General features: G+C 52.5%; 16 protein-coding genes. 9 read left to right on the top strand and 7 right to left on the bottom strand.

The window, feature by feature from the left end; all coding sequences use genetic code 11:
- Positions 1 to 185: 185 nt before the first annotated feature.
- The 9 genes from RDU59_10595 (at position 186) to RDU59_10555 (ending at position 12,036) form a co-directional block, all read left to right on the top strand.
- Positions 186 to 3,164 (top strand): phosphoribosylformylglycinamidine synthase subunit PurS, encoded by a 2,979-nt coding sequence (locus tag RDU59_10595; GenBank protein MDQ7838922.1) that lies wholly within the window; start codon positions 186 to 188, stop codon positions 3,162 to 3,164.
- A 5-nt stretch (positions 3,165 to 3,169) separates the two neighbouring features.
- Positions 3,170 to 4,240, top strand: coding sequence for an HD domain-containing protein (locus RDU59_10590; GenBank protein MDQ7838921.1), 1,071 nt, complete (start codon positions 3,170 to 3,172; stop codon positions 4,238 to 4,240).
- 1 nt (position 4,241) lies between these two features.
- On the top strand, positions 4,242 to 5,228 hold the full coding sequence (gene holB / locus RDU59_10585) for a DNA polymerase III subunit delta' (protein ID MDQ7838920.1): 987 nt from the start codon (positions 4,242 to 4,244) through the stop codon (positions 5,226 to 5,228).
- Between the two features lie 11 nt (positions 5,229 to 5,239).
- Entirely contained in the window at positions 5,240 to 6,076 is an 837-nt protein-coding gene (ricT, locus tag RDU59_10580; GenBank protein MDQ7838919.1) for a regulatory iron-sulfur-containing complex subunit RicT, read from the top strand.
- On the top strand, positions 6,073 to 7,974 hold the full coding sequence (gene metG / locus RDU59_10575; protein MDQ7838918.1) for a methionine--tRNA ligase: 1,902 nt from the start codon (positions 6,073 to 6,075) through the stop codon (positions 7,972 to 7,974). The genes ricT and metG overlap by 4 nt, the downstream gene beginning before the upstream one ends.
- 106 nt (positions 7,975 to 8,080) lie before the next feature.
- A complete protein-coding gene (locus tag RDU59_10570) occupies positions 8,081 to 8,617 on the top strand; it encodes an EamA family transporter (protein ID MDQ7838917.1) in 537 nt (178 codons plus the stop codon).
- A gap of 304 nt (positions 8,618 to 8,921) precedes the next feature.
- Positions 8,922 to 9,455, top strand: coding sequence for a hypothetical protein (locus RDU59_10565; GenBank protein ID MDQ7838916.1), 534 nt, complete (start codon positions 8,922 to 8,924; stop codon positions 9,453 to 9,455).
- 11 nt (positions 9,456 to 9,466) lie between these two features.
- Positions 9,467 to 11,251, top strand: coding sequence for a RiPP maturation radical SAM C-methyltransferase (locus RDU59_10560; GenBank protein ID MDQ7838915.1), 1,785 nt, complete (start codon positions 9,467 to 9,469; stop codon positions 11,249 to 11,251).
- On the top strand, positions 11,248 to 12,036 hold the full coding sequence (locus RDU59_10555) for a hypothetical protein (protein ID MDQ7838914.1): 789 nt from the start codon (positions 11,248 to 11,250) through the stop codon (positions 12,034 to 12,036). The genes RDU59_10560 and RDU59_10555 overlap by 4 nt, the downstream gene beginning before the upstream one ends.
- A 108-nt stretch (positions 12,037 to 12,144) precedes the next feature.
- Here RDU59_10555 and RDU59_10550 read toward each other — a convergent pair whose 3' ends face one another.
- From RDU59_10550 to RDU59_10520, 7 genes are all read right to left on the bottom strand, one after another.
- Entirely contained in the window at positions 12,145 to 13,740 is a 1,596-nt protein-coding gene (locus tag RDU59_10550; protein MDQ7838913.1) for a glycogen/starch synthase, read from the bottom strand.
- Positions 13,741 to 14,020: 280 nt separating this feature from the next.
- The gene (locus RDU59_10545; protein ID MDQ7838912.1) at positions 14,021 to 14,437 is read right to left on the bottom strand and encodes a (Fe-S)-binding protein; all 417 of its coding nucleotides are present in this window, start codon (positions 14,435 to 14,437) and stop codon (positions 14,021 to 14,023) included.
- 114 nt (positions 14,438 to 14,551) lie between these two features.
- Positions 14,552 to 15,271: a 4Fe-4S dicluster domain-containing protein gene (locus RDU59_10540; GenBank protein ID MDQ7838911.1), complete on the bottom strand. Its 720-nt coding sequence runs from the start codon at positions 15,269 to 15,271 to the stop codon at positions 14,552 to 14,554.
- A 41-nt stretch (positions 15,272 to 15,312) separates the two neighbouring features.
- Complete coding sequence (locus tag RDU59_10535) at positions 15,313 to 16,239, bottom strand: methylenetetrahydrofolate reductase (GenBank protein MDQ7838910.1); 927 nt, start codon at positions 16,237 to 16,239, stop codon at positions 15,313 to 15,315.
- A complete protein-coding gene (locus tag RDU59_10530; protein ID MDQ7838909.1) occupies positions 16,236 to 16,910 on the bottom strand; it encodes a methylenetetrahydrofolate reductase C-terminal domain-containing protein in 675 nt (224 codons plus the stop codon). Before RDU59_10530 ends, RDU59_10535 begins: the two co-directional genes overlap by 4 nt.
- 8 nt (positions 16,911 to 16,918) lie before the next feature.
- Positions 16,919 to 17,359, bottom strand: coding sequence for a hydrogenase iron-sulfur subunit (locus RDU59_10525; GenBank protein MDQ7838908.1), 441 nt, complete (start codon positions 17,357 to 17,359; stop codon positions 16,919 to 16,921).
- A gap of 42 nt (positions 17,360 to 17,401) precedes the next feature.
- The gene (locus tag RDU59_10520) at positions 17,402 to 20,464 is read right to left on the bottom strand and encodes an FAD-dependent oxidoreductase (GenBank protein MDQ7838907.1); all 3,063 of its coding nucleotides are present in this window, start codon (positions 20,462 to 20,464) and stop codon (positions 17,402 to 17,404) included.
- Positions 20,465 to 20,506: the final 42 nt, after the last annotated feature.

The raw sequence follows: 20,506 nt of genomic DNA, 5'->3' as shown, positions 1-20,506 counted from the left end.
AGCCCAACATTATATTTTAGCTGTCGACTGTCTTTTTTCATAGTCATAGAGAAAAAAGATGGTGGCGTCAAGCAAAAAGGGGGGGTTGTGGGGTTTCAGTCCTCCATGCCCCGCGCAAGTGACGGGAGACGGGCGCGAGGGAAAGTGTTTGAAAAGAAAAATAGAGTCTGTTATAGTTACCGCCTATGATTCACCGCATCGAAGTAATGCTCAAAAAATCACTGCGTGATGCCTTTGGGGAGAAGATCCGAAAGAGGATCAACGAGGATATCCACCTCCCCGTCCGTTCCGTGCGGACTATCAAGGTATTTACGATTGATGCCGGGGTTGACTCCACTCTGGTAGAAGAATTGGCCGGCCAGCTCTTTTGTGACTCTATCAGCCAGGAGTATTCCATTGACCGCCCCTTGGCCGATGCATTTGATTGGCTTATCGAGGTGGGGTTCAGGCCGGGTGTGACGGATAATGAGGGGAAAACAGCCCGGGAATCCCTTGAACTGGCCATCGGACGGAAATTGAACAGGGGCGAAGGGGTTTATACCTCTACACAGTATGCCCTCGCCGGTGATCTGTCCCTGAAAGACGTAGAACGCATAGCCACCGGCCTCCTGGCCAACACCCTTATCCAGAGTTTCCGCATCAAGGATCGATCTGAATGGGATAAGACCACGGGGATGCCGCCTCTTGTTCCCAGGGTAGTCGCCGATACACGTCCCACCGTTGAGGAGATTGATCTTGCGGTGAGTGATGAAAGACTTCTGGCCATAAGCCGCGAGCGGGTACTGGCCCTTAACCTTGCTGAAATGAAGGTCATTCGGGATTACATCACCTCTCCTGAGGCGCTGGCCCATCGCCGGAGTCTCGGTCTGGGCGAAAAGGTCACGGATGTGGAGCTGGAATGCCTGGCCCAGAGCTGGTCCGAGCACTGCAAGCATAAGATATTTAACGGCCGCATCCACTATACGGACGAAACCGGCCGGACTGTCACCATAAACAGTCTCTATGACACCTACATAAAGGCATCTACTCAACTGATCCGTGAGGCCAAAGGGGAAAGCGACTTCTGCCTTTCCGTCTTCCGTGATAACGCCGGCGTAATCAAATTTAACGAGGAATGGAGCCTGGCCCTTAAAGTTGAGACCCACAACAGTCCCTCGGCCCTTGATCCTTACGGCGGGGCCCTTACCGGCATAGTCGGGGTTAACCGCGACCCTTTCGGCACCGGCAAAGGGGCCAAACTCATCTTCAATACCGATGTCTTCTGCTTCGCGCCCCCGGATTACGATAAGCCCCTGCCCCCCCGGCTCCTCCACCCCAAACGCATCTTTGAGGGCGTGCGGGAAGGCGTGGAACACGGCGGGAACAAAAGCGGCATCCCTACCGTAAACGGCTGCCTCGTATTTGATGAACGCTATCTGGGTAAACCGCTGGTATTCTGCGGGACAGGCGGCATCATGCCGGCCGTGGTATGCGGCGGGCCTTCGCATATCAAAAAAGCCGAGCCGGGAGATTTTATCGTCATGACCGGCGGCCGCATCGGTAAAGACGGCATACATGGGGCCACGTTTTCTTCCGAAGAATTGCATGAAGGATCACCGGCCACGGCGGTGCAGATCGGAGACCCCATCACCCAGAAAAAGATGACGGATTTTCTCCTGGTAGCCCGCGACCTGTGTCTTTACCGGAGCATAACCGATAACGGGGCCGGCGGCCTTTCCTCCTCCGTAGGCGAAATGGCCCAGGACTGTGGAGGCTTTGAGCTTCAACTGGAAAAAGCCCCGCTCAAGTATGCCGGCCTTAACCCCTGGGAGATATTTCTCTCCGAGGCCCAGGAGCGCATGACCCTGGCCGTGCCCCCGGATAATAAAGACGCCTTCCTGGCCCTGGCCAAAAAAATGGGCGTGGAGGCCACGGTTCTGGGCCGCTTTAATGACAACGGGGAGTTCCTGGTCACCTATGAGGGAAAGACAGTAGCCTGCCTGAATATGGAATTTGTCCACAACGGGCTGCCCCAGATGGAAATGGTGGCCGTCTGGACGCCTCCTAAATACCCTGAACCGGACATTCCGGAGGTAGAAGACCTCACTTCCACCCTGGAGACCATGCTCGGCCGCCTGAATATATGCAGTAAAGAATACGTGGTCCGGCAGTACGATCATGAGGTACAGGGCGGAGGCGTTATCAAGCCCCTTTCCGGTGTAAATGGAGACGGCCCCAGCGATGCCGCGGTCATCAGGCCGGTGCTCTCGTCTTTTGAAGGGATTGTGGTAGCCAACGGCATCTGTCCCCGCTACAGTGATATAGACACCTATCACATGATGGCCTGTGCCATTGATGAGGCCATACGCAACGCCATAGCCTCCGGCGGAGATATCAGGCATCTGGCCGGACTGGATAACTTCTGCTGGTGTGATCCCATTCAATCCGAAAAGACGCCGGACGGCCGCTACAAACTGGCCCAACTGGTCCGCGCCAATCAGGCCCTGTACGATTACACCACGGCCTATGGCGTGCCGTGCATCTCCGGCAAGGACAGCATGAAAAACGACTACATCGTGGAGAATACAAAGATATCCATCCCGCCCACGGTGCTCTTTTCTGTCTTGGGAAAGATCGACGATGTCCGGCGGGTGCAAACCATGGACGCCAAGGAGCCGGGCGACCTGGTATATGTCATAGGTCTCACTAAACCGGAGCTGGGCGGCTCGGAATACTTCGCCCGGCACGGTTACATAGGAAACAATGTCCCTGTAGTGGATGCCGCAGCCGCAAGGGCTGGCTATGAGAGGCTGACCGGGGCCATCTGTGAAGGACTGGTGGCCTCCTGCCATGACTGTTCGGACGGGGGATTAGGGGTGGCCCTGGCGGAAACGGCCTTCGCCGGCGGGCTGGGTATGAATATCGACCTGGCCTCTGTACCCAAAGAGGACATAGAACGCGATGACTTCCTCCTCTTTTCCGAATCCCAGAGCCGTTTTGTGGTGACTGTTCACCCGGACAGAGAAGAGGCGTTTAGCGCTGTTATGCAGGGTACAACCCTGGCCCGCATAGGCCGGGTAACTGAAGAGCCGATCCTGATTTGTAACGGCCTGAGAGGTGATATAGTGGTATCGGCGTCCATAGCCCGGCTCAAAGAGGCCTGGCAAAGACCCCTGCGCTGGTAGAATATATGCAGAAAAAAGGTAGTTACATAAAGGATATCCGGCCTAATAACCCGGTGCGCGGGATATTTCTGGTCAAGGGAAAGACCTCCGCTTTGACCAAAAATGGCGCATTTTATCTGGCCATTACCCTGGCGGACAAGACCGGAGAGATAGAGGCCCGCGTCTGGGAAAGGGGCGAGGAAAGGGACGGCCTTTTTAAAAAAGGGGATTATATCTCTATAGAGGCCCAGGCCGAATCCTACCGTGACCAGACCCAGTTGAACATAATACACCTTACCCCGTGCAGTCCGGAGGCCGTGGAGGCTGCGGCCTTTCTGCCCTCTTCATCCAGAGATAGCGAAGAGATGTGGCGGGAATTAAAGGAATTAGCCGGAAACGTCCGGGATCCTCATTTGATGCTGATATTAAACGGCTTTTTTAATGACAAAAAATTTCGTCAGCGTTTCAGAGTGGCTCCCGCGGCCAAACGTATGCATCATGCCTATCTGGGCGGCCTCTTGGAACACACCTTATCCGTGACTACTTTAGTAACCGGCGCAGTAAAAAATTATCCGGAACTTGACAAAGACCTCCTCGTCACCGGAAGCATTCTCCACGACATCGGTAAGATAAAAGAATTCACTTATCCGCCGGAGTCCAGTTTTTTTGATTATACGGATGAGGGTCGCCTGGTCGGCCATCTGGTGATCGGGGCCCAGATGATACAGGAAAAGATCGAGGCCATACCCCACTTTCCCGAGGATAAGGCCATGCTTTTGAAACACCTCATCCTCAGCCATCACGGGGAATACGAATCCGGATCGCCGAAGCGTCCCAAGACGGCCGAGGCCTTTGTTTTGCACCTTTTAGACGACCTGGACGCCAAGGTCAACGCCATAAAAAGCCTTAAGAAGGCGCATTTGGAACCCTCGGCCCGCTGGAGTAGTTTTTTCCGCCCCCTGGATCGTTATATCTACTTTGGGGAGGAAGACCTTGAAGAAACGCCGGAGTCTGAAAAAGAAAAGACCGGCGTCCGGGAACCGGCGGCCGGGGAGACCTACAGCCTGATAGACAGATTGAATGCCGGGAAAAAATAGTATGTCGTTTGCGGAGATATTGGGACAGGAGCCGGCCATTAAATTGCTGAAAAACTCCCTTGAGAGAGGCAAGGTGGCCCACGCCTATCTCTTTTACGGGATCGAAGGCATCGGCAAGGAAAAGACCGCCCGCGCCCTGGCCCGGGCCCTCAATTGTCTATCACCGCAGGGCGTCGAGGCCTGTGCTGGTAAATGCCGCTCATGTCTAAAGATGGAAAGCGGCGCCCATCCGGACCTTGTCGTCATCAAACCAAGCGGGGCCTTTATAAGGATCGAACAGATAAGGTCTTTACAAAGGCAGTTAAGATACAAACCCCTGGAAGGGCGTTACCGCATCGTTATAATAACCAATGCCGATCTGTTAAACAAAGAATCGGCCAACTGCCTTCTCAAGACCCTGGAAGAACCGCCGGATGCCTCCATTATTATCCTGATGGCTACGGATATAAATGAACTTCTGCCCACCATCGTCTCCCGTTGCCAGGCCGTCCCCTTCCGCCCTCTCTCGCCGGAGGTGATTAGCGAATATCTCTGCTCCTATGGAGATAACAGGTTTCCCCCTGCCCAGGCTGCCCTTCTGGCCTCCCTCTCCGGGGGCAGCCTGGGCAGGGCCGTCAGGCTGGCCGATTCTCCGCTTATGGAGATGCGGCGGGATGTCTGCATACAATTAATCTCTCTTTCCAGGCAGGACATGCAAGGCCTGCTGCTCCTGGCCGAAGACCTGGCCGGACGGAAAGAGGAGCTCCCGGAGATTATCGCCATGCTCAGTACCTGCCTCCGGGACTCGTTGTTCTTACGGCAGGGGCTGGATGAGAGACACCTCATAAATAAAGACCTGAGAGAGGTCCTTTTTGAAGGCGCCCGGCGATGGACAGAGAAAGAGATTATACATGGTCTGGAACTCCTGCACAGCGCCGAGCAGGCCGTTACCAGGAATTATAACCGGCAATTGATATTAGAAAATCTATTTTTGCAGCTAGCCCATTGATGGAGAAAACAGTGAAGCTGATCCCGGTTCGTTTCCGAGATAATACTCGGGGAATACATGCTGACGCCGGCACTTTTGATCTGAAAAAAGGCGATACGGTTATGGTTATGACCGAACATGGTCATGAACCAGGAATGGTTATAGACCAGCCGTTAAGCATAGAAAGGGAGACCCCGCCGGAGGGAATCCCCAAAGTAGAACGGCTGGCCACAGAGGAAGAGATCATCCGGCATAAAGACAATCTTTTGAAAGAAAAAGAGACCCGGGACTTCTGTCTGGAACAAATCCGGAAGACGAATCTCCCTATGAAGCTGATAGTCACGGAGAGATTCTTTGACGGCAGCAAGATAATTTTTTATTTTACCTCCGAAGGACGGGTTGACTTCCGGGAATTAGTGAAAACCATGGTACAAAAATATCATACACGCATAGAAATGAGGCAGATCGGCGTGCGAAATGAGGCCAAATTCCTGGGCGGTATGGGCCACTGTGGTCTTCCGTTATGCTGCGCATCTTTTCTGTCCGAATTTGAGCCCATCTCCATCCGTATGGCCAAGGAACAGGACCTGCCCCTGAATCCCGCCAAGATATCCGGGGCCTGTGGCCGCCTCCTCTGCTGCCTGGCTTATGAATGTAAGACCTATGCTGAACTTAAGAAAGGCCTGCCTAAAATAGGCAGAAAAGTTCAGACGCAACAAGGTGAGGGAAGGGTCATAAGGCACAACACCCTCCGCAGTACTATAGTTGTCTCCCTGGCCGACGGCAGCGAGATGGAAGTCTCGCCTGCGGATATAGAAACCGGGGCGGAAAAAGGACGCAAGGCCCAGGATGAGGTGCCTGCATCATGACCTTTTATATAACCACGCCCATCTATTACGTGAATGCCGAGCCGCACATAGGACATACCTATACCACTCTGGTTGCTGACGCGGCCACACGTTTTCACCGTCTGGCCGGAGACGAGACCTTTTTCCTTACGGGCACGGATGAACATGGAGATAAGGTGGCCGAGGCCGCTGCCGGGCGTAAGATGTCTCCAAAGGAATATGCCGACCACATAAGCGGCATCTTCCGTTCTACCTGGCCCAGATTAAATGTCGCCACCGACCGGTTCATTCGTACCACAGACCCGGCCCATATACGGGCGGTTCAGCATATCCTGAATAAGGTATATGAGAAAGGTGATATCTATTTTGGCGAGTACGGCGGCCTTTATTGTACGGGGTGTGAGCGCTTCTATCTGGAACGGGAGCTGATAGACGGTAAATGTCCGGATCACCAGGTGACGCCGGTATTTGTCAAGGAAAAGAACTACTTCTTCCGTATGAGCCGGTATCAGGACTGGCTGATCGATCATATAAAAAACCACCCTGAGTTTATCACGCCGGAGCGCTATCGGAATGAAGCGCTGTCATTTTTAAGTGAGCCTCTGGAAGACCTCTGTATCTCCAGGCCGCGCTCACGCCTGGAATGGGGAATCCCCCTGCCCTTTGATGACCAGTTTGTCACTTATGTCTGGTTTGATGCCCTCATAAACTATATCTCCGGCCTCGGCTACCCGGACAGCGCTAATTTTCAGAAGTTCTGGCCCGCGGCAGAACACATCATAGCCAAAGACATACTCAAACCCCATGCCATCTACTGGCCGACCATGCTTAAATCCGCCGGGATTCAGCCTTATCAGCGCCTTCATGTCCACGGGTACTGGAACATAAATGAAAGTAAGATGTCCAAGAGCCTGGGGAACGTGATACGGCCCCTTGATTTATCAGAGACCTACGGCGTGGATACGGTGCGCTACTTTCTCCTGCGGGAAATGGTCTTCGGACTCGACGCCACCTTCAGTGAAGAGGCCCTCATCGCCCGCCGAAACTCCGACCTGGCCAATGACCTGGGCAACCTCTTCAGCCGGGCACTGACCATGCTTGAGAAATACTGTAACGGCGTTATTCCGCAACCGGGACTCAACGAAGAGATAGACGAAATACTGAAACAACGGACTCTCGAGGCCTCCGGACACTATGGCCGGCACATAAAAGAGTTCGCCTTTCATAAGGCCCTGGCGGAGATATGGGAAGTAATTAATCACGCCAACAAATATATTGTCCGGACCGCCCCCTGGGAATTGGCTAAAGATGAAAAAGATAGAGGGCGGCTGCACACCGTGCTTTATAACCTTACGGAAACGCTCCGTGTGATTGCTATCCAGCTTTCACCGTTTCTCCCGGAGACGGCGGGTAAGATGAGGACGGCCCTGGGCTATCAGGAAACGGAGCATCCGGCCTATGCAGACAGCATGACCTGGGGTTTATTTTCTCCCGGCCGGACCCTGAAAAAGGGAGACCCTCTTTTCCCGCGCCTCGAGACCACAAAGAAGATAGCGGAAGACACAGCCAAAGGGGATCTTAAAGTGAATAACGAGACGGCCATGATAGATTTTCCGGATTTCCAAAAAGCTGACCTTCGGGTGGCGGAAGTAATCTCCGCCGAGCCGGTTCCGAAGTCCAAAAAACTTTTAAAACTAAAGGTGTTAGCGGACCGGGAGCGTACAGTCGTAGCCGGTATCGCCGAATTCTATAAACCGGAAGAGGTCATTGGCAAGAAGGTTATTATCGTGGCTAATCTAAAGCCGGCCATGCTGATGGGTGTCCAGTCGGAAGGCATGGTACTGGCTGCCAAGGATGCCTCCGGACTCCGGGTACTGACCGTTGACGGTGAGATAGAGGCAGGCACGAGGGTGTCGTGAGGGGAGCCAGAGGCTAAAAGCTAAAAGCTGAAGGCTGAAAGCTCAAGGCTCAAGGCTAAAGGCTCAACCTTGACGATTTCGTAACAAAGTCTTTTTACCGGTAAGTATGTATTGTCCGTGGTCCGTTGTCCGTAGTTTCTCTGTTTTCTTTGGTTTCTCTGGTTTTAAGGCTTTCAGCCTTGAGCTTTCAGCCTTCAGCTATCAACCATCGACTATTCACTATCGACTATATATGCATAACTGGTTCTCGCCATCTATCGCTTGCTTAATCCTATGGGGTATATGGGGCTTTTTCCCAAAACTGGCCACAAATTACCTGCCTCCCAGGAGCGTGTTTATTTACCAGGCCATTGGGACCCTTATAGTAATCTTCTCCGTTCTCATATCTATAGACTTCCGCCCTGAGATAAATACCCGGGGGATCATCTTTAGCATACTGGCCGGACTGGCCGCTGCCCTGGGTACGGTCTTTTTTCTGCTGGCGCTGGCTAAAGGCAAGGCATCGGTGGTGGTCACTATGACCGCCCTTTATCCCCTGATTACCCTCTTACTGAGCGCCATATTTCTAAAAGAGACCTTAACCCTGAAACAGGCCCTGGGCGTACTCTTCTCTCTGGCAGCCCTCCTGTTGTTCTCTTTATAAAAATACAAAAGTTTTATAAAAATAACCACAGAGTGCACGGAGAAAACTAAATATTTATCAAGAAATCAAAAAAAAGATAGCAATTATTGAATGCTGCATAATAAATGTCCGTTTATCGTCATTCCCTCGAAAGCGGGAATCCAGAGAAAAAAGACTGGATTCCGGGTCAAGCCCGGAATGACAATAATATTACAGGGATCAATAAGAGAAAAAAGGAAAAATTTTACCACGGAAAACACGGAGAAAAAATTTTAAATTTCAAAAACTCTGTGTTCTCTGTGGTTAGGTTTTGAAGGACGGGATAGTGGCAACAAAATCTGAGTCTCTTAACCCTATCTGGACTACACGGGATAAGATCATTGTGGCCGTTTGCGCCTTAGGCTGGTTTTTCATCGCCCTGCGTTATTACCCCGGAGACGTTGGCCGCTCTATGTGCGAAACCGGAATAAAGATTTTCTGGTCTTCAGGCCTGGCTGCGATTTTTACCCGGCTTCTGGTTAGACTCCTTGTCTGGATCGAAAAGACAAGGCCATCCTGGCCACGGATCATCAAGATATTTCTGGTCTTAGCCATCGCCTTTGGCCTCATGCTGGCCATTGAAGATTACAGGATGCATTATAAACAGCCGGACAAAAAGGCCCCCGCCCGGAAGGTCTCATTATCGTTAAGCCATGTTGAAGCCCCCCCGCAGCAAGCTGCGGGGAATCTCCGTATGCAAGGTAAAATGCATCGTATTCGCTCGCTAACCCCGCTGCCCGCCAGTGTCGGACCTGGATGGCAAGCAACGGGGAATGCGCTCGCTATGCATGTTCATGCTGACAGGAAATGTTCCGGATAGCCCTAATTTCCATGCCCTGGCCGCTATTTAACCGGCCCTCCATACAACTCGGTGCGCTTAAATCCTACCTTGCATCGCAGGATGATGCCCTCGATATCTCCACTTACCCGATTTATCTGGAAGTCGCCGCCCAGATCGGTTTTGAACTCTACCACGAGATTTCAAAACATAGCTGGATTACCGAGGCTATCTATGCCTCACTCCTCTTTCCGGAAAAAAATACATCGATTCATTCCTTAATAAACAAACAAAAAAGGTCTAAAAAATATAAACTTCATTTTGATCTCTCCGCTCTTAAGTCTAAACTCAGCGATCACCATGAAGCTTTTATACGGTCGAGGGATTGGAGGCAGTTCAACCTAATAGGCTTCTCTATCTGCCTTAATCAGCTTACATCTTCACTCTACGCCATACGTACCCTGAAGGCGAGATTTCCAGAGATAACCATTGTAGCCGGCGGTTCAAGCTGTTCGGGCGAGATGGGACGGGCCATTCTCTCCAGCTTGCCGGAGATAGATTTTGTCGTCTCCGGTGAAGGCGAAAAACCCCTCTTATCCATTGTACGTCTTCTTAAGGGGGAGGTCGATAAACCAGGACCCGGGGTCTTTTACCGTAACAGCCAGGGCATGGTATCAGGGGGGAGTTATGATGAGATCAACGCCTTAAGCTCACTTCCGCCGCCGGATTATGGGGATTATTTTAACCTCCTACAGGATATATCCCCCCGGATTCCATTCCTGCCGGTCCTGCCGGTAGAGTTTTCACGCGGCTGCTGGTGGCGGAAATGCCGCTTTTGTAACCTTAACCTCCAATGGCACAGCTATAGAAAGAAATCTGTACCTCAGATGGTAGGGGAGATCAAGGACCTGACCGATCGCTATCCGTCCATTGATCTGGCCTTCACCGACAATGCGCTGCCGCCTCATCAGGGGCCGGAGCTTTTTACCGCCCTCACCACATTGGAAAAAGACCTTGGCATCTTCGCCGAGCTGCGCGCCGGACAATCCGCCCAAGCCCTGGCCTTAATGCGCGAAGGCGGGCTGAAAACGGTCCAGATCGGCATCGAGGCCTTAAGTTCTTCTCTGCTAAAACGAATGGGCAAAGGAACCACAGCCCTCCAGAATATAGAGACCATGAGGCACTGCGAAGAGCTGGGCATTATTCAATCCGGCAACCTGATCACCATGTTTCCTGGCAGCTCACCGGCTGAAGTGAAAGAAACACTGGACGCCCTCGATTTCGTATGGCCTTTTTATCCATTAAAAATGGCGTCTTTCTGGTTGGGCTACGGCAGTCCGGTCTTTTGTACTGCCAAAGAATTCGGGGTTAAACGGACAGGCAATCACCACCTGTATAAATCGTTTTTGTCAAAGGAACTCTTTGCACGACTAATACTAATACAGCAGGCTCATCGGGGCGATAGATCCCGACAATATACCTTATGGAGACCGGTAGCAAAAAAGGTGGAAATGTGGCGGAAAGACTATTTTCTTCTGCGAAACCAATATCCGTCGCAACCCCTTCTCTCTTACCGGGATGGGGGCAGGTTTCTCAGCATACGACAGATAAGATCAGATGGTAGTGTTCAAATCCATAGACTCCACGGTCCCTCCCGCAATGTATATCTCTACTGTACGACCATAAAATCACTCAAGGATATAAAAGAGGGATTTCCTGGCTGCTCGCTGGAGTCTTTACAAAAGTTTTTTAATGAATTAGTACAAAAACGTATTATGTTGAAAGAAAATGATCAATATCTTAGCCTGGCGGTCAGAGAAGGAGGACTCAGGGAGTGACCAATAAGAAGTCGGCCCGCAATAACTGGTTTGAAGAACATAAAGACATCTTTGTCCGAAATGCCATACGTGACTTTCTAAAAACCTTAAATTTTTTTGAACAACTATACAAGACATATAATGAGAGCGCAGAGATGTCCTTTAAAAATATGGACTACTGGATCGGCACCGAGGTGCGGAAGGGGCCCCTGTGGCAGTTCAAAGACCTCTGTCATGCGGTGTGGGGCGATGAGGAGCAAATGGACGTCGAGTGCGCCCTTCTGGATTGGCTCGTTGGCTCTATCTTCCACGAGGGCATGAAGCTCAAAGAAAATATTTACTTATTGCAACATTATAAACCGGCTTATGAAAAAATGATCTATCAACATAAGAAATTTACAGAAAATCAAGGCATGGATGATTATTTGGAACTTTTTGAAAAAACAACCGCAGAGGTCAATTTGGCGATGGGCCATCTGAATCGCCTCTTTTTAAGGGCAGCCGGACAATTGCATAAAGTCTTGCTGAAATACCCGGATAACCACCTTGTGCTTCGTCTATTAATAGAAAATGAGCCCGAATTTGACCGGATCTGGGGGATAAATTCCATACCCCGGCTTTTTGAGGAGATGTTTTCCGGTCAGAAGGAAAGAGGTTACTGCCTGGCTGCCGAAAGTTATCGGGAAGGAAACTGGATGGAAAAGTCCCTGGATACATATCAAAAGGCCCTGGATATTAACCCGGACAGTAAGGAAGTCCAACAGGGCATGCAGGCTATAAAAGATATTATAAAAAGCAGTCCTTAAGAAGTCGAGGGTCGGGGGTCAAAAAACGTTTGAAAGGTCCGACATGTTCGAACGACTCGAACAAATCGAACCTTGAACGCCCAATATCTATTAATATTTTACTTAAAGTTATCCAATTAATTTACTCATATTCTGTGCTTTTTTATAAAGACTTTTATAGCGACCCAGTACTCTGTCCCAGGTATAATGGCTATCTATAGTTTCCACGGCCTTACGCTGTATTTGCCGTAAAACTGCCGGGGTGTCCCGATAAATAGCCAGGGCCTTTCTGATAGTTTGAACCAGGGCTTCCGGGTTATGATCTGAATAACCAAAGCCGGTCTGCCCGTCGATAACCTTAACCAGACCGCCGGTCAGATGGACAATGGGGACGTTACCCATTAACTGGGCCATAAAATCGGTAAGTCCACAGGGTTCATATTGTGAAGGGATGACAAAAAAGTCCCCTGCCGCATAAATCTGGTTGGCCAATACCGGATCATAACCAAAGAGAACCGCCATACGCCCCCTATTCTCCGACAGGCCGGCCAAGGTGGCCAGAGAGTTCTCTATATGCCTGGAGCCGCTACCCAGGATCAGCGCCTGAAACTCTTTGTCTTTTGGCATCAGCATCTGTAAGGCCCGAACCAGGATGTCCACGCCTTTTTGTTCTGTCAGCCGGCCCACCATAGTCAAAAGGGGTTTGCCTGCCGCATAATCAATCCGGCCGATGGCGTTTACTTTCTCAAACTTACGCCTGTTTATATCCTCGATAAGGGTCTTCTTGCAGATTTCTTTGCCCTGAAAATCGTCCTTTAATGGGCTGAAGGCCGCCGGAATACCCAGCTTCTCCGGTTTTTCCGGATCAAAATCCTCCGGGTCAATGCCATTCGTTACACCCTCAAGGACTATTCCTCTGGACTTCAAGCTATGGCCCAGCCAGCCGGTAAGACGATCTGCCTCCGTTTCCTGAAGCTCCCGCGCATAGTTTTCGCTCACCGTATTTATAACTGCATAGCGCGCTGCCGCAATAAAAGGATCAAAGGCATTATGAAGCAAGGAATGTTCAATGACATATCCCGGCAACCCGGTAATAGCCCTGGCAAAAGACAGGTCGCCCACCTCTTGGTGATAACCGACCCCCGCATTATGCACCGTAACCAGGGCGCCCGTCCCTGCAAAATAGGCCCGGTATCCATCGACTTCGCGGATTATGGCCGGCATAATAGCCGTATGCCCGTCCTGACAGTGGATGATTTCAGGCCTTTCATCCATATAGATCATCAGTTCGAGGGCTGCTTTTTGCAGCAAGACATTCATGGCAAAATAGTCATAATGGCCTGCGCCCTGTTTGTGGCTGGGATCCTGCGCCTCTTCCTCGGCAGTATAAGTATAAACGCTTTTCTTTTCGCTGAAACGGGCGCTATCCACAAATAAAATCCGGACCTTGCCCTGCGTCAGGTTCCAGATACACACCTCTTCCTGCCGCTCTTCACCGGTATAATCCATTCTTACGTTGAAGGAATAAGAGGTCGGCTTCAGATTTAATCTCTCCTTATTCATCATCCCGTAAAGCGGCATGACCACCGTAATCTTAATCCCGGCACGGGCCAGGGCATGGGAGAGTTGCTTGCATACGTCCTTTACCCCCCCGGCGCCCGCCAGTCCATCGTATTCACGTGTAACCATCCACACGTTTTTGATTTCACTGCTTTTCTTGGCCATAAAGGCGCCTCCTTGTGCATCAAAAGACGATCTCCTAAGTCTTTTCGACCCTTATTCAGATTAACTTTAAGACATCGCCGTTGATTATGACATGAACAAAGAGATTTTGGAAAGTGAAAATTAAGCGGTTTTCATCCGGAAATCCCAAAATCCCCCTTGCCGTATTAGGCCTGCCTGCCGCCGTAGGAGCAGCATCCTGCTGCGACGGGCATTTGTTCGCACCTGGAAGGTGCTCCTACAATGGGATGGGCATGGTTTTTGGATGGGAGCTAAGTAAGGTTTAGCCGGGTGTTGCCGTGGACTTGCGGACCATCGCCTTAACGATCAGGCTCCACAGATGTACAGTCTGATACTTGCCGCCGTACACCTGGCCTATATCCGTTATCTGCGAGCGGCAATTATGACAGGGCGTCACCACGATATCAGCGCCGGTGGCCTGTATCTGGTCAAATTTAATTCTTCCAAAGGCCCGGCGTTTCTCGACAAATCCTGACTGGAGATAACCGCCGCCGCCGCCGCAGCAGTAATTATTGGATTTGTTCGGCCACATATCCACAAAATTCTCTTCGCCTGCCACATGTTTGATGACAAAACGCAGGTCATCCGCCACGCTGTCACCCAGACCCTTTCGTACCAGGTTACAGGGGTCCTGGCAGGTCACTTTAATGCCTTCTTTATTCCATGACGGATCTACCACGAGACTGCCATCACGGATCCATGCGGCGTACAGGGTGATTATACTCTCAAACTTCCAGTTATGAGGGATATTGAATCTCTGCAGTCCAGCCTGGACCGCGTAAAATGCGTGGCCTCACTCGGTATTTATAAGCGTCTTACAGCCCAGGTCGTTCACTATTTCGGACTGTCTTCTGACTACCGCCTCCCAGTCCCGGTCATCCCCGGAAAACATACAGTAATTCACGGCATCCCATTGTTCGGATGAATACGTCCAATCAATGCCCACCTCATGGAGTATCTTCCACAAGGGTATCATCTCCTCAGGTTCGACAGTGGGTTCTTTGGCGTTCTGGTTGAGATAATACCCAGCCCCTTTTTTATCCATGGGAGCCGGCAAATCCTTCCAGTCCTCTTCCTGCTGTCTGGTCTCCTCAGCCAGCTCCGCACAAAGTGAAACCCAATCTTCCCTGCGAATTCCCGTGCTGTTACCAAACTCGAGGTGCAAGTCACATGACTTCTGAATCCCTTTTGGTGTATTTTCCCGCGACCATTGCTGACGGGCCATGAACACCAACGCTCCAATATCCACGCCCATGGGACAGGCACGCCTGCACCTCTGGCACATAGAACACCACCAGATCCAGGGAGTCTGGAGAACCTCTTCGTCCAGTCCGAGGAGCACCATCCTCAGGAACTTCCTGGGGTCCATATCGCTGATGCCTGAGGCCGGGCACCCATTGACACAAGAACTGCAAGTGAGGCAGAGATCCAGGTTGCCCCCTCCAGGGATCGCGGCCTGCGCCAGTTCCTTGAATCTGGATTTACGTTTTCCTATGACAATTGGTTGAGACATCCGGTAAAAATCCTCCCGCCGGCTAAATGTTCCCGGTACGGCTAGTCCCTTGCTCGTGCCGTCTCCAGGCCGCTTTCCTTAATTAGTTCAGGGATCACCTCTTCCCGCCCCGCACTCATGATATGAACACCCTGAACACCTTTCATCTCTTTGAGGGCCTGAATCTGCTCGGCACAGATTCTAAGCCCTTCCCGCGCCTGCTCCGGCTCCGGCACGCCTTCCAGCCGGGCAATAATTTCTTTAGAGACCTCGATACCCCGTCTTCTCTCATTGATTGCCCGCGCTTCACGCGCCGACCGAAGCGGCATTACCGTAGCCAGGATGAAGCACTTTTCAATAAGGCCTTCTTCTCTCGCCAGTTGCACCCAATGCCCGAACTTCTCCAGATCAAAAACAGGTTGGGACTGAATAAAATCCGCTCCAGCCCTCACTTTTTGACCCAGGCGGAGGATCATAAGATCGGCCGGATCACCGAACGGGTTGGCTGCCGCGCCTACGAAGAATGACCCCGCCTTATCACACACCGCCCCTCCCAGCAGTTTCCCGCTGTCGGACAGTCCTCTCACCGCATTCACGAGTTGCACGGAGTCGATATCATAGACGTTCAGGGCCTCAGGGTGATCTCCAAATTTCTGATGGTCGCCGGTGGTACAGAAGACATTTCGAATGCCCAGGAGCGAGGCCCCCAAGAGGTCACTTTGCAGGGCGATGCGGTTCCGGTCACGTGTGACCAAAGACATGATCGGTTCCAGACCCAGGTCCAGGAGCGCCTTGGATACCGCACAGCTCGCCGTACCTACCACGGCGCCCATATTGTCCGCCACGCTTACGGCATCCACATGACCTTTAAAGTAACGGGCCTGCCGTTCAATTAACCCCCGGTCTCCCGTCGCGGGCGGGACAAATTCGGCAGTGATCGTAAATTGACCGCTTTTCAAGAGCCTTTCGAGGTTGCTTCCTGCCTTCATAGAGTTAAGTCCTCCCGCACAACCCTGCGCACGCCACCGCTCCAGTAGCCGGACCAGTTCTTGGCCGGTTTCAGGGCCTTGAGTTTATCGACCTGGCCGAGATTCTTCATGCGCGTATAAATGAGATGCCATATGCAATCTACTTCCGGGCGCACCTCACATTTACCCCCCGACGATCCCGCGCACGGACCATGTAAGAGTCCCTTGGAACACCGGGTAATAGGGCATAGGCCTCCAAAATTGTGTATCCCGCAATTACCACACGCCCGGCAAAACTCGGCCCAGACCCCGTGCTCAAGCGTTCCCCCGATGAACTTGGTGTTCAATGCCGGCATAACGGCCACATTGTCAAACCGTTCCGCTATGTATTGCGGTCCTACACTGCAGGCCGCAGACATAACCGCTGTATAGCCATTTTCCCGCAAGGGTTCCTCCAGCCAGGAGATAAACTCCGGCTCACACTGCCGGTCCAGCGTCATTTCATCAATCTCGATCGGTCTCCCCTGCCGCCTCCGGGCGATACGGAGGGCTGAGGCCAGTACACCGACCTCTCTTACCCCGCCCGCATTACACACGGTCACGCACCCCTTACATCCCACGAGGAGAACCCGGTCGTGCCCGGCAAGCATTTCAAGCAATTCTTTAATCGGCTTCCGTTCTGCGATAATCATTATGACACCTATAACTCCTCAGACATCTTCTCGGTCTTTATCGACAGGGGGTTTGGACCCAACGCCCTGATCGTCTCGGTCATTATCCTGGCGGCCTCAGCAAAACCCGGCCCATCCGAGGCCGCGATATTGAACATCCTCACCCGCGCGCCCTCTACGCCGGCCTCGCTCAGAATTCTCTGCACGTAGGCCACCCGCTTCTTGGCCTTGAAATTCCCCTCCAGAAAATGACAGTCTCCTTCCAGGCAACCAGCCACGCAGACGCCATCCGCACCATTCTCAATCGTTCTCAGGATATGGAGCGGATCGACACGGCCTGTACACGGGACGAGCACCACCTTTACATTGGGTGGATAGGAAAGCCTCATAGAGCCTGCCAGATCTGCCGCCGAATACGAACAATACTGGCAACAAAAGGCTACAATGCGTGGTTCAAAGTTCTCAGACATGGCTGTGCGCTCTCATTATTTAGTCCTTTTTCCCCACCCTTATTATTTAAACAGGGCCCCCACCTTCGCCGCAATCTCCTCATCCGTAAAGTGGTGCAGCGTTATCGCGCCCGCAGGGCATTCAGATGCGCAACATCCACATCCCTGGCATTTCGCAGCATCGATCTCGGACACTCCGTGGCGGTTAATAAACGGAACGTGGTAAGGACAGGTACGGACACAGGTCAGGCAGGCCGCGCAGTTCTCCTGGTCCACCTCGGCCACCATCCCGCCCGCAATGGTCTCATCTTTGGACAAAATAGTCATGGCCCTAGCGGCTACAGCCTGGGCCTGAGCAATGGTTTCATCTATGGGTTTAGGGTAGTGTGCCAGTCCGCAGACGAACAGGCCTTCAGTGACAAAGTCCACCGGGCGCAGCTTCATGTGCGCTTCGAAGAAGAATCCCTCCGCGTTCGTAGGGACCTTGAAGGCTTTCGCCAGTTCTTTGTGGCCGGACGGAATGATGGCGGTCATCAGGGTGATGAAATCAGGCCTGATGACCAGCGGCCTCCCCAGTACATGGTCAGTCACCGTAACCCTGAGTTCGCCATCGACTTCCTCAACCAGCGGCTTATTCTCAAGGCCGTAGCGGACGAACAGCACCCCTTTCCGCCGCGCTTCACGGTATATATCCTCCCGGGCGCCGTAGGTCCTTATATCCCGATAGAGAATGAAAACATCCATCTCCGGGTTCATCTCTTTTAACTGCAGGGCGCTGGTTACGGCGTGCGTACAACATATCTTGCTGCAATATGGTCTCTCAGAGTCCCTTGATCCGACGCACTGGATGAAGACTGCCGTCTGCGCATTTTTCACCCGCTCCGGGGCTGCTGCCATCATGTGGTCCAGATCGAACCAGCAAAGGACATCCGGGTTCTGTCCATAAAGGTATTCAGAGGTAGAGAACGGTCGTCCGCCGGTGGCCAGGACGGCCACTCCATGGGTCAGCTTCGAGGAATGCAGTTCCGGACGCTTGCTCACCAGTGTGGTAGTGAAGTTGCCCGCCGTCCCTGAGGTAGAACGCACCTCGGTATTGAGGAAGACCTCAACCTTTGGATGCCGGGTAACGGCATTGATCAGCCCCGCCAGGTACGCCTCTACCGATTCGCCCTTCCAGGTCCTCGAAAGATTACGGGCCTGCCCGCCGAGGCTCTCACTTTTTTCCACCAGACAGGCAGAAACCCCCTGCTCCGCAAGGCTCAGCGCGCTCACCATCCCGGCCACGCCTCCTCCGATCACAAGGGCGGACTTGGTCACCGGAACATGTTTGGGGTAAAGAGGTTTCGCCAGCGCTACCTTGGCTACCGCCATGCGCACAAGGTCTTTGGCCTTTGCGGTCGCCTCTTCCGGCTGGCTCTGATGCACCCAGGTATTCTGATCCCGGATATTTGCCATTTCAATCAGGAAAGGATTGAGCCCCGCCTCCCGGATGGTAGACCGGAAGAGAGGTTCATGGGTCCTGGGCGAGCACGATGCCACCACTACCCGGTTTATTCCCTTTTCGCGAATGATCCCCCGTATGCGTTCCTGCGTATCCTGGGAGCAAGTAAAGAGGTTCTCTTCCGCGTGTACCACCCGCGGGAGGGTAGCGGCATAGGCGGTTATGGCCGGCACGTCGGCAATTCCTCCGATGTTGATCCCGCAATTACAGACAAATACTCCGACCCTTGGTTCCTGCCTTAGTACGTGTGTTTCATGCGGCAGTATCCTGGAAAGCGTCTTGGTATGTCGAACGCCCGCCAGCGCCTGTGAAGCGGCACAGGCAGCCGCGCTGGCTTCCATTACGGAGCCGGGGATGTCCTTGGGTTCACGAAAGGCCCCACAGACGTACACGCCGGAACGGGATGTCCGGGCCGGGGCGAAACTGGAGGTATCTGCAAACTGATATCCGTCCAGGCGAACGTCGAGTCTTTTGGCCAGGTTCACGGTGCTTTCCGCCATCCTCATTCCCACGGAGAGCACCACCATATCAAATACCTCTCTCACCACTTCCCCGGCCTCTGTCACGTATCTTATACTCAAGTCATCCGTACCCGGAACACGTTCGACGGAATGGACGCGGCTACGGACGAATCGCACCCCTTTTTCCTGCTCCGCCCTCTGATAATACTTTTCAAACTCCTTCCCGTAGGTGCGCATGTCCATATAGAATATGGCGGTATCGAGTTCCTCCTTGCTGTGTTCCTTGGCGATAACCGCTTCTTTAATGGCGTACATACAGCACACGGCCGAGCAATATCCGTTCCGGCAGCGGTTTATATCCCTGGAACCCACGCACTGGAGCCAGGCGATCCTTTTCGGCTCCCTCTGGTCAGACGGCCGGACCAGGTGTCCGCGGAAGGGACCGGAAGCGCTGAGCATCCGTTCCAGGGCAACGCTCGTCACCACGTTGGGGAGCGTGCCGTAACCGTAGGTGTCAAACTCACCGGGATCAAACGGTTCAAATCCCGGCGACAGGATAACCGAGCCTACTGCGAGCTCCAGCACCTCTTCTTTCTGATCAAAATCTATGGCCTTATTCTCACAGTATTTCAGGCAGGCCATACACCGGTCTTGTTTGCCGGCCTCAAGGCTCCTGAAATATATGCAGTTCTGGCGGTCGATGGTGTACTTCATGGGTACGGCCTGGGGATATGGCACGTAGATGGCCTTACGTTTATCCAGGCCGGAATTGAATTCGTTTTTTACCTCTTTGGGGCACTTTGACGCGCAAACACCGCAACCCACACATTTATCTTCATCAACATACCGCGGACGCTTTATTACCCTAACCTTCAGGTTTCCTTCTTCGCCGTGGATACCGTCAACCTCCGCGCAGGTAATCAGCCGTATATTAAGGTGTTGTCCACATTCTACGAGCTTCGGGCTCAGGATGCACATTGAGCAGTCGTTCGTGGGGAAGGTCTTATCCAATTGGGGCATCGTCCCCCCTATGGCCGGAGACCTCTCCACCAGATACACATAGTATCCCGAGTTCGCGAGGTCCAGGGCCGCCTGTATCCCTGCGATACCGCCGCCTACCACCATCACTGCGCCCACAGGCTCTTTTTTCCCTTGATCAGACATGTTTGATAATCTCGTAAAAAGTCAAAGTTTGGACGGCACAGT

The organism is Thermodesulfobacteriota bacterium, assembly GCA_031082315.1.
Taxonomy (GTDB): Bacteria; Desulfobacterota; QYQD01; order QYQD01; family QYQD01; genus QYQD01.
This window is presented reverse-complemented; position numbering and strand designations above follow the sequence as displayed.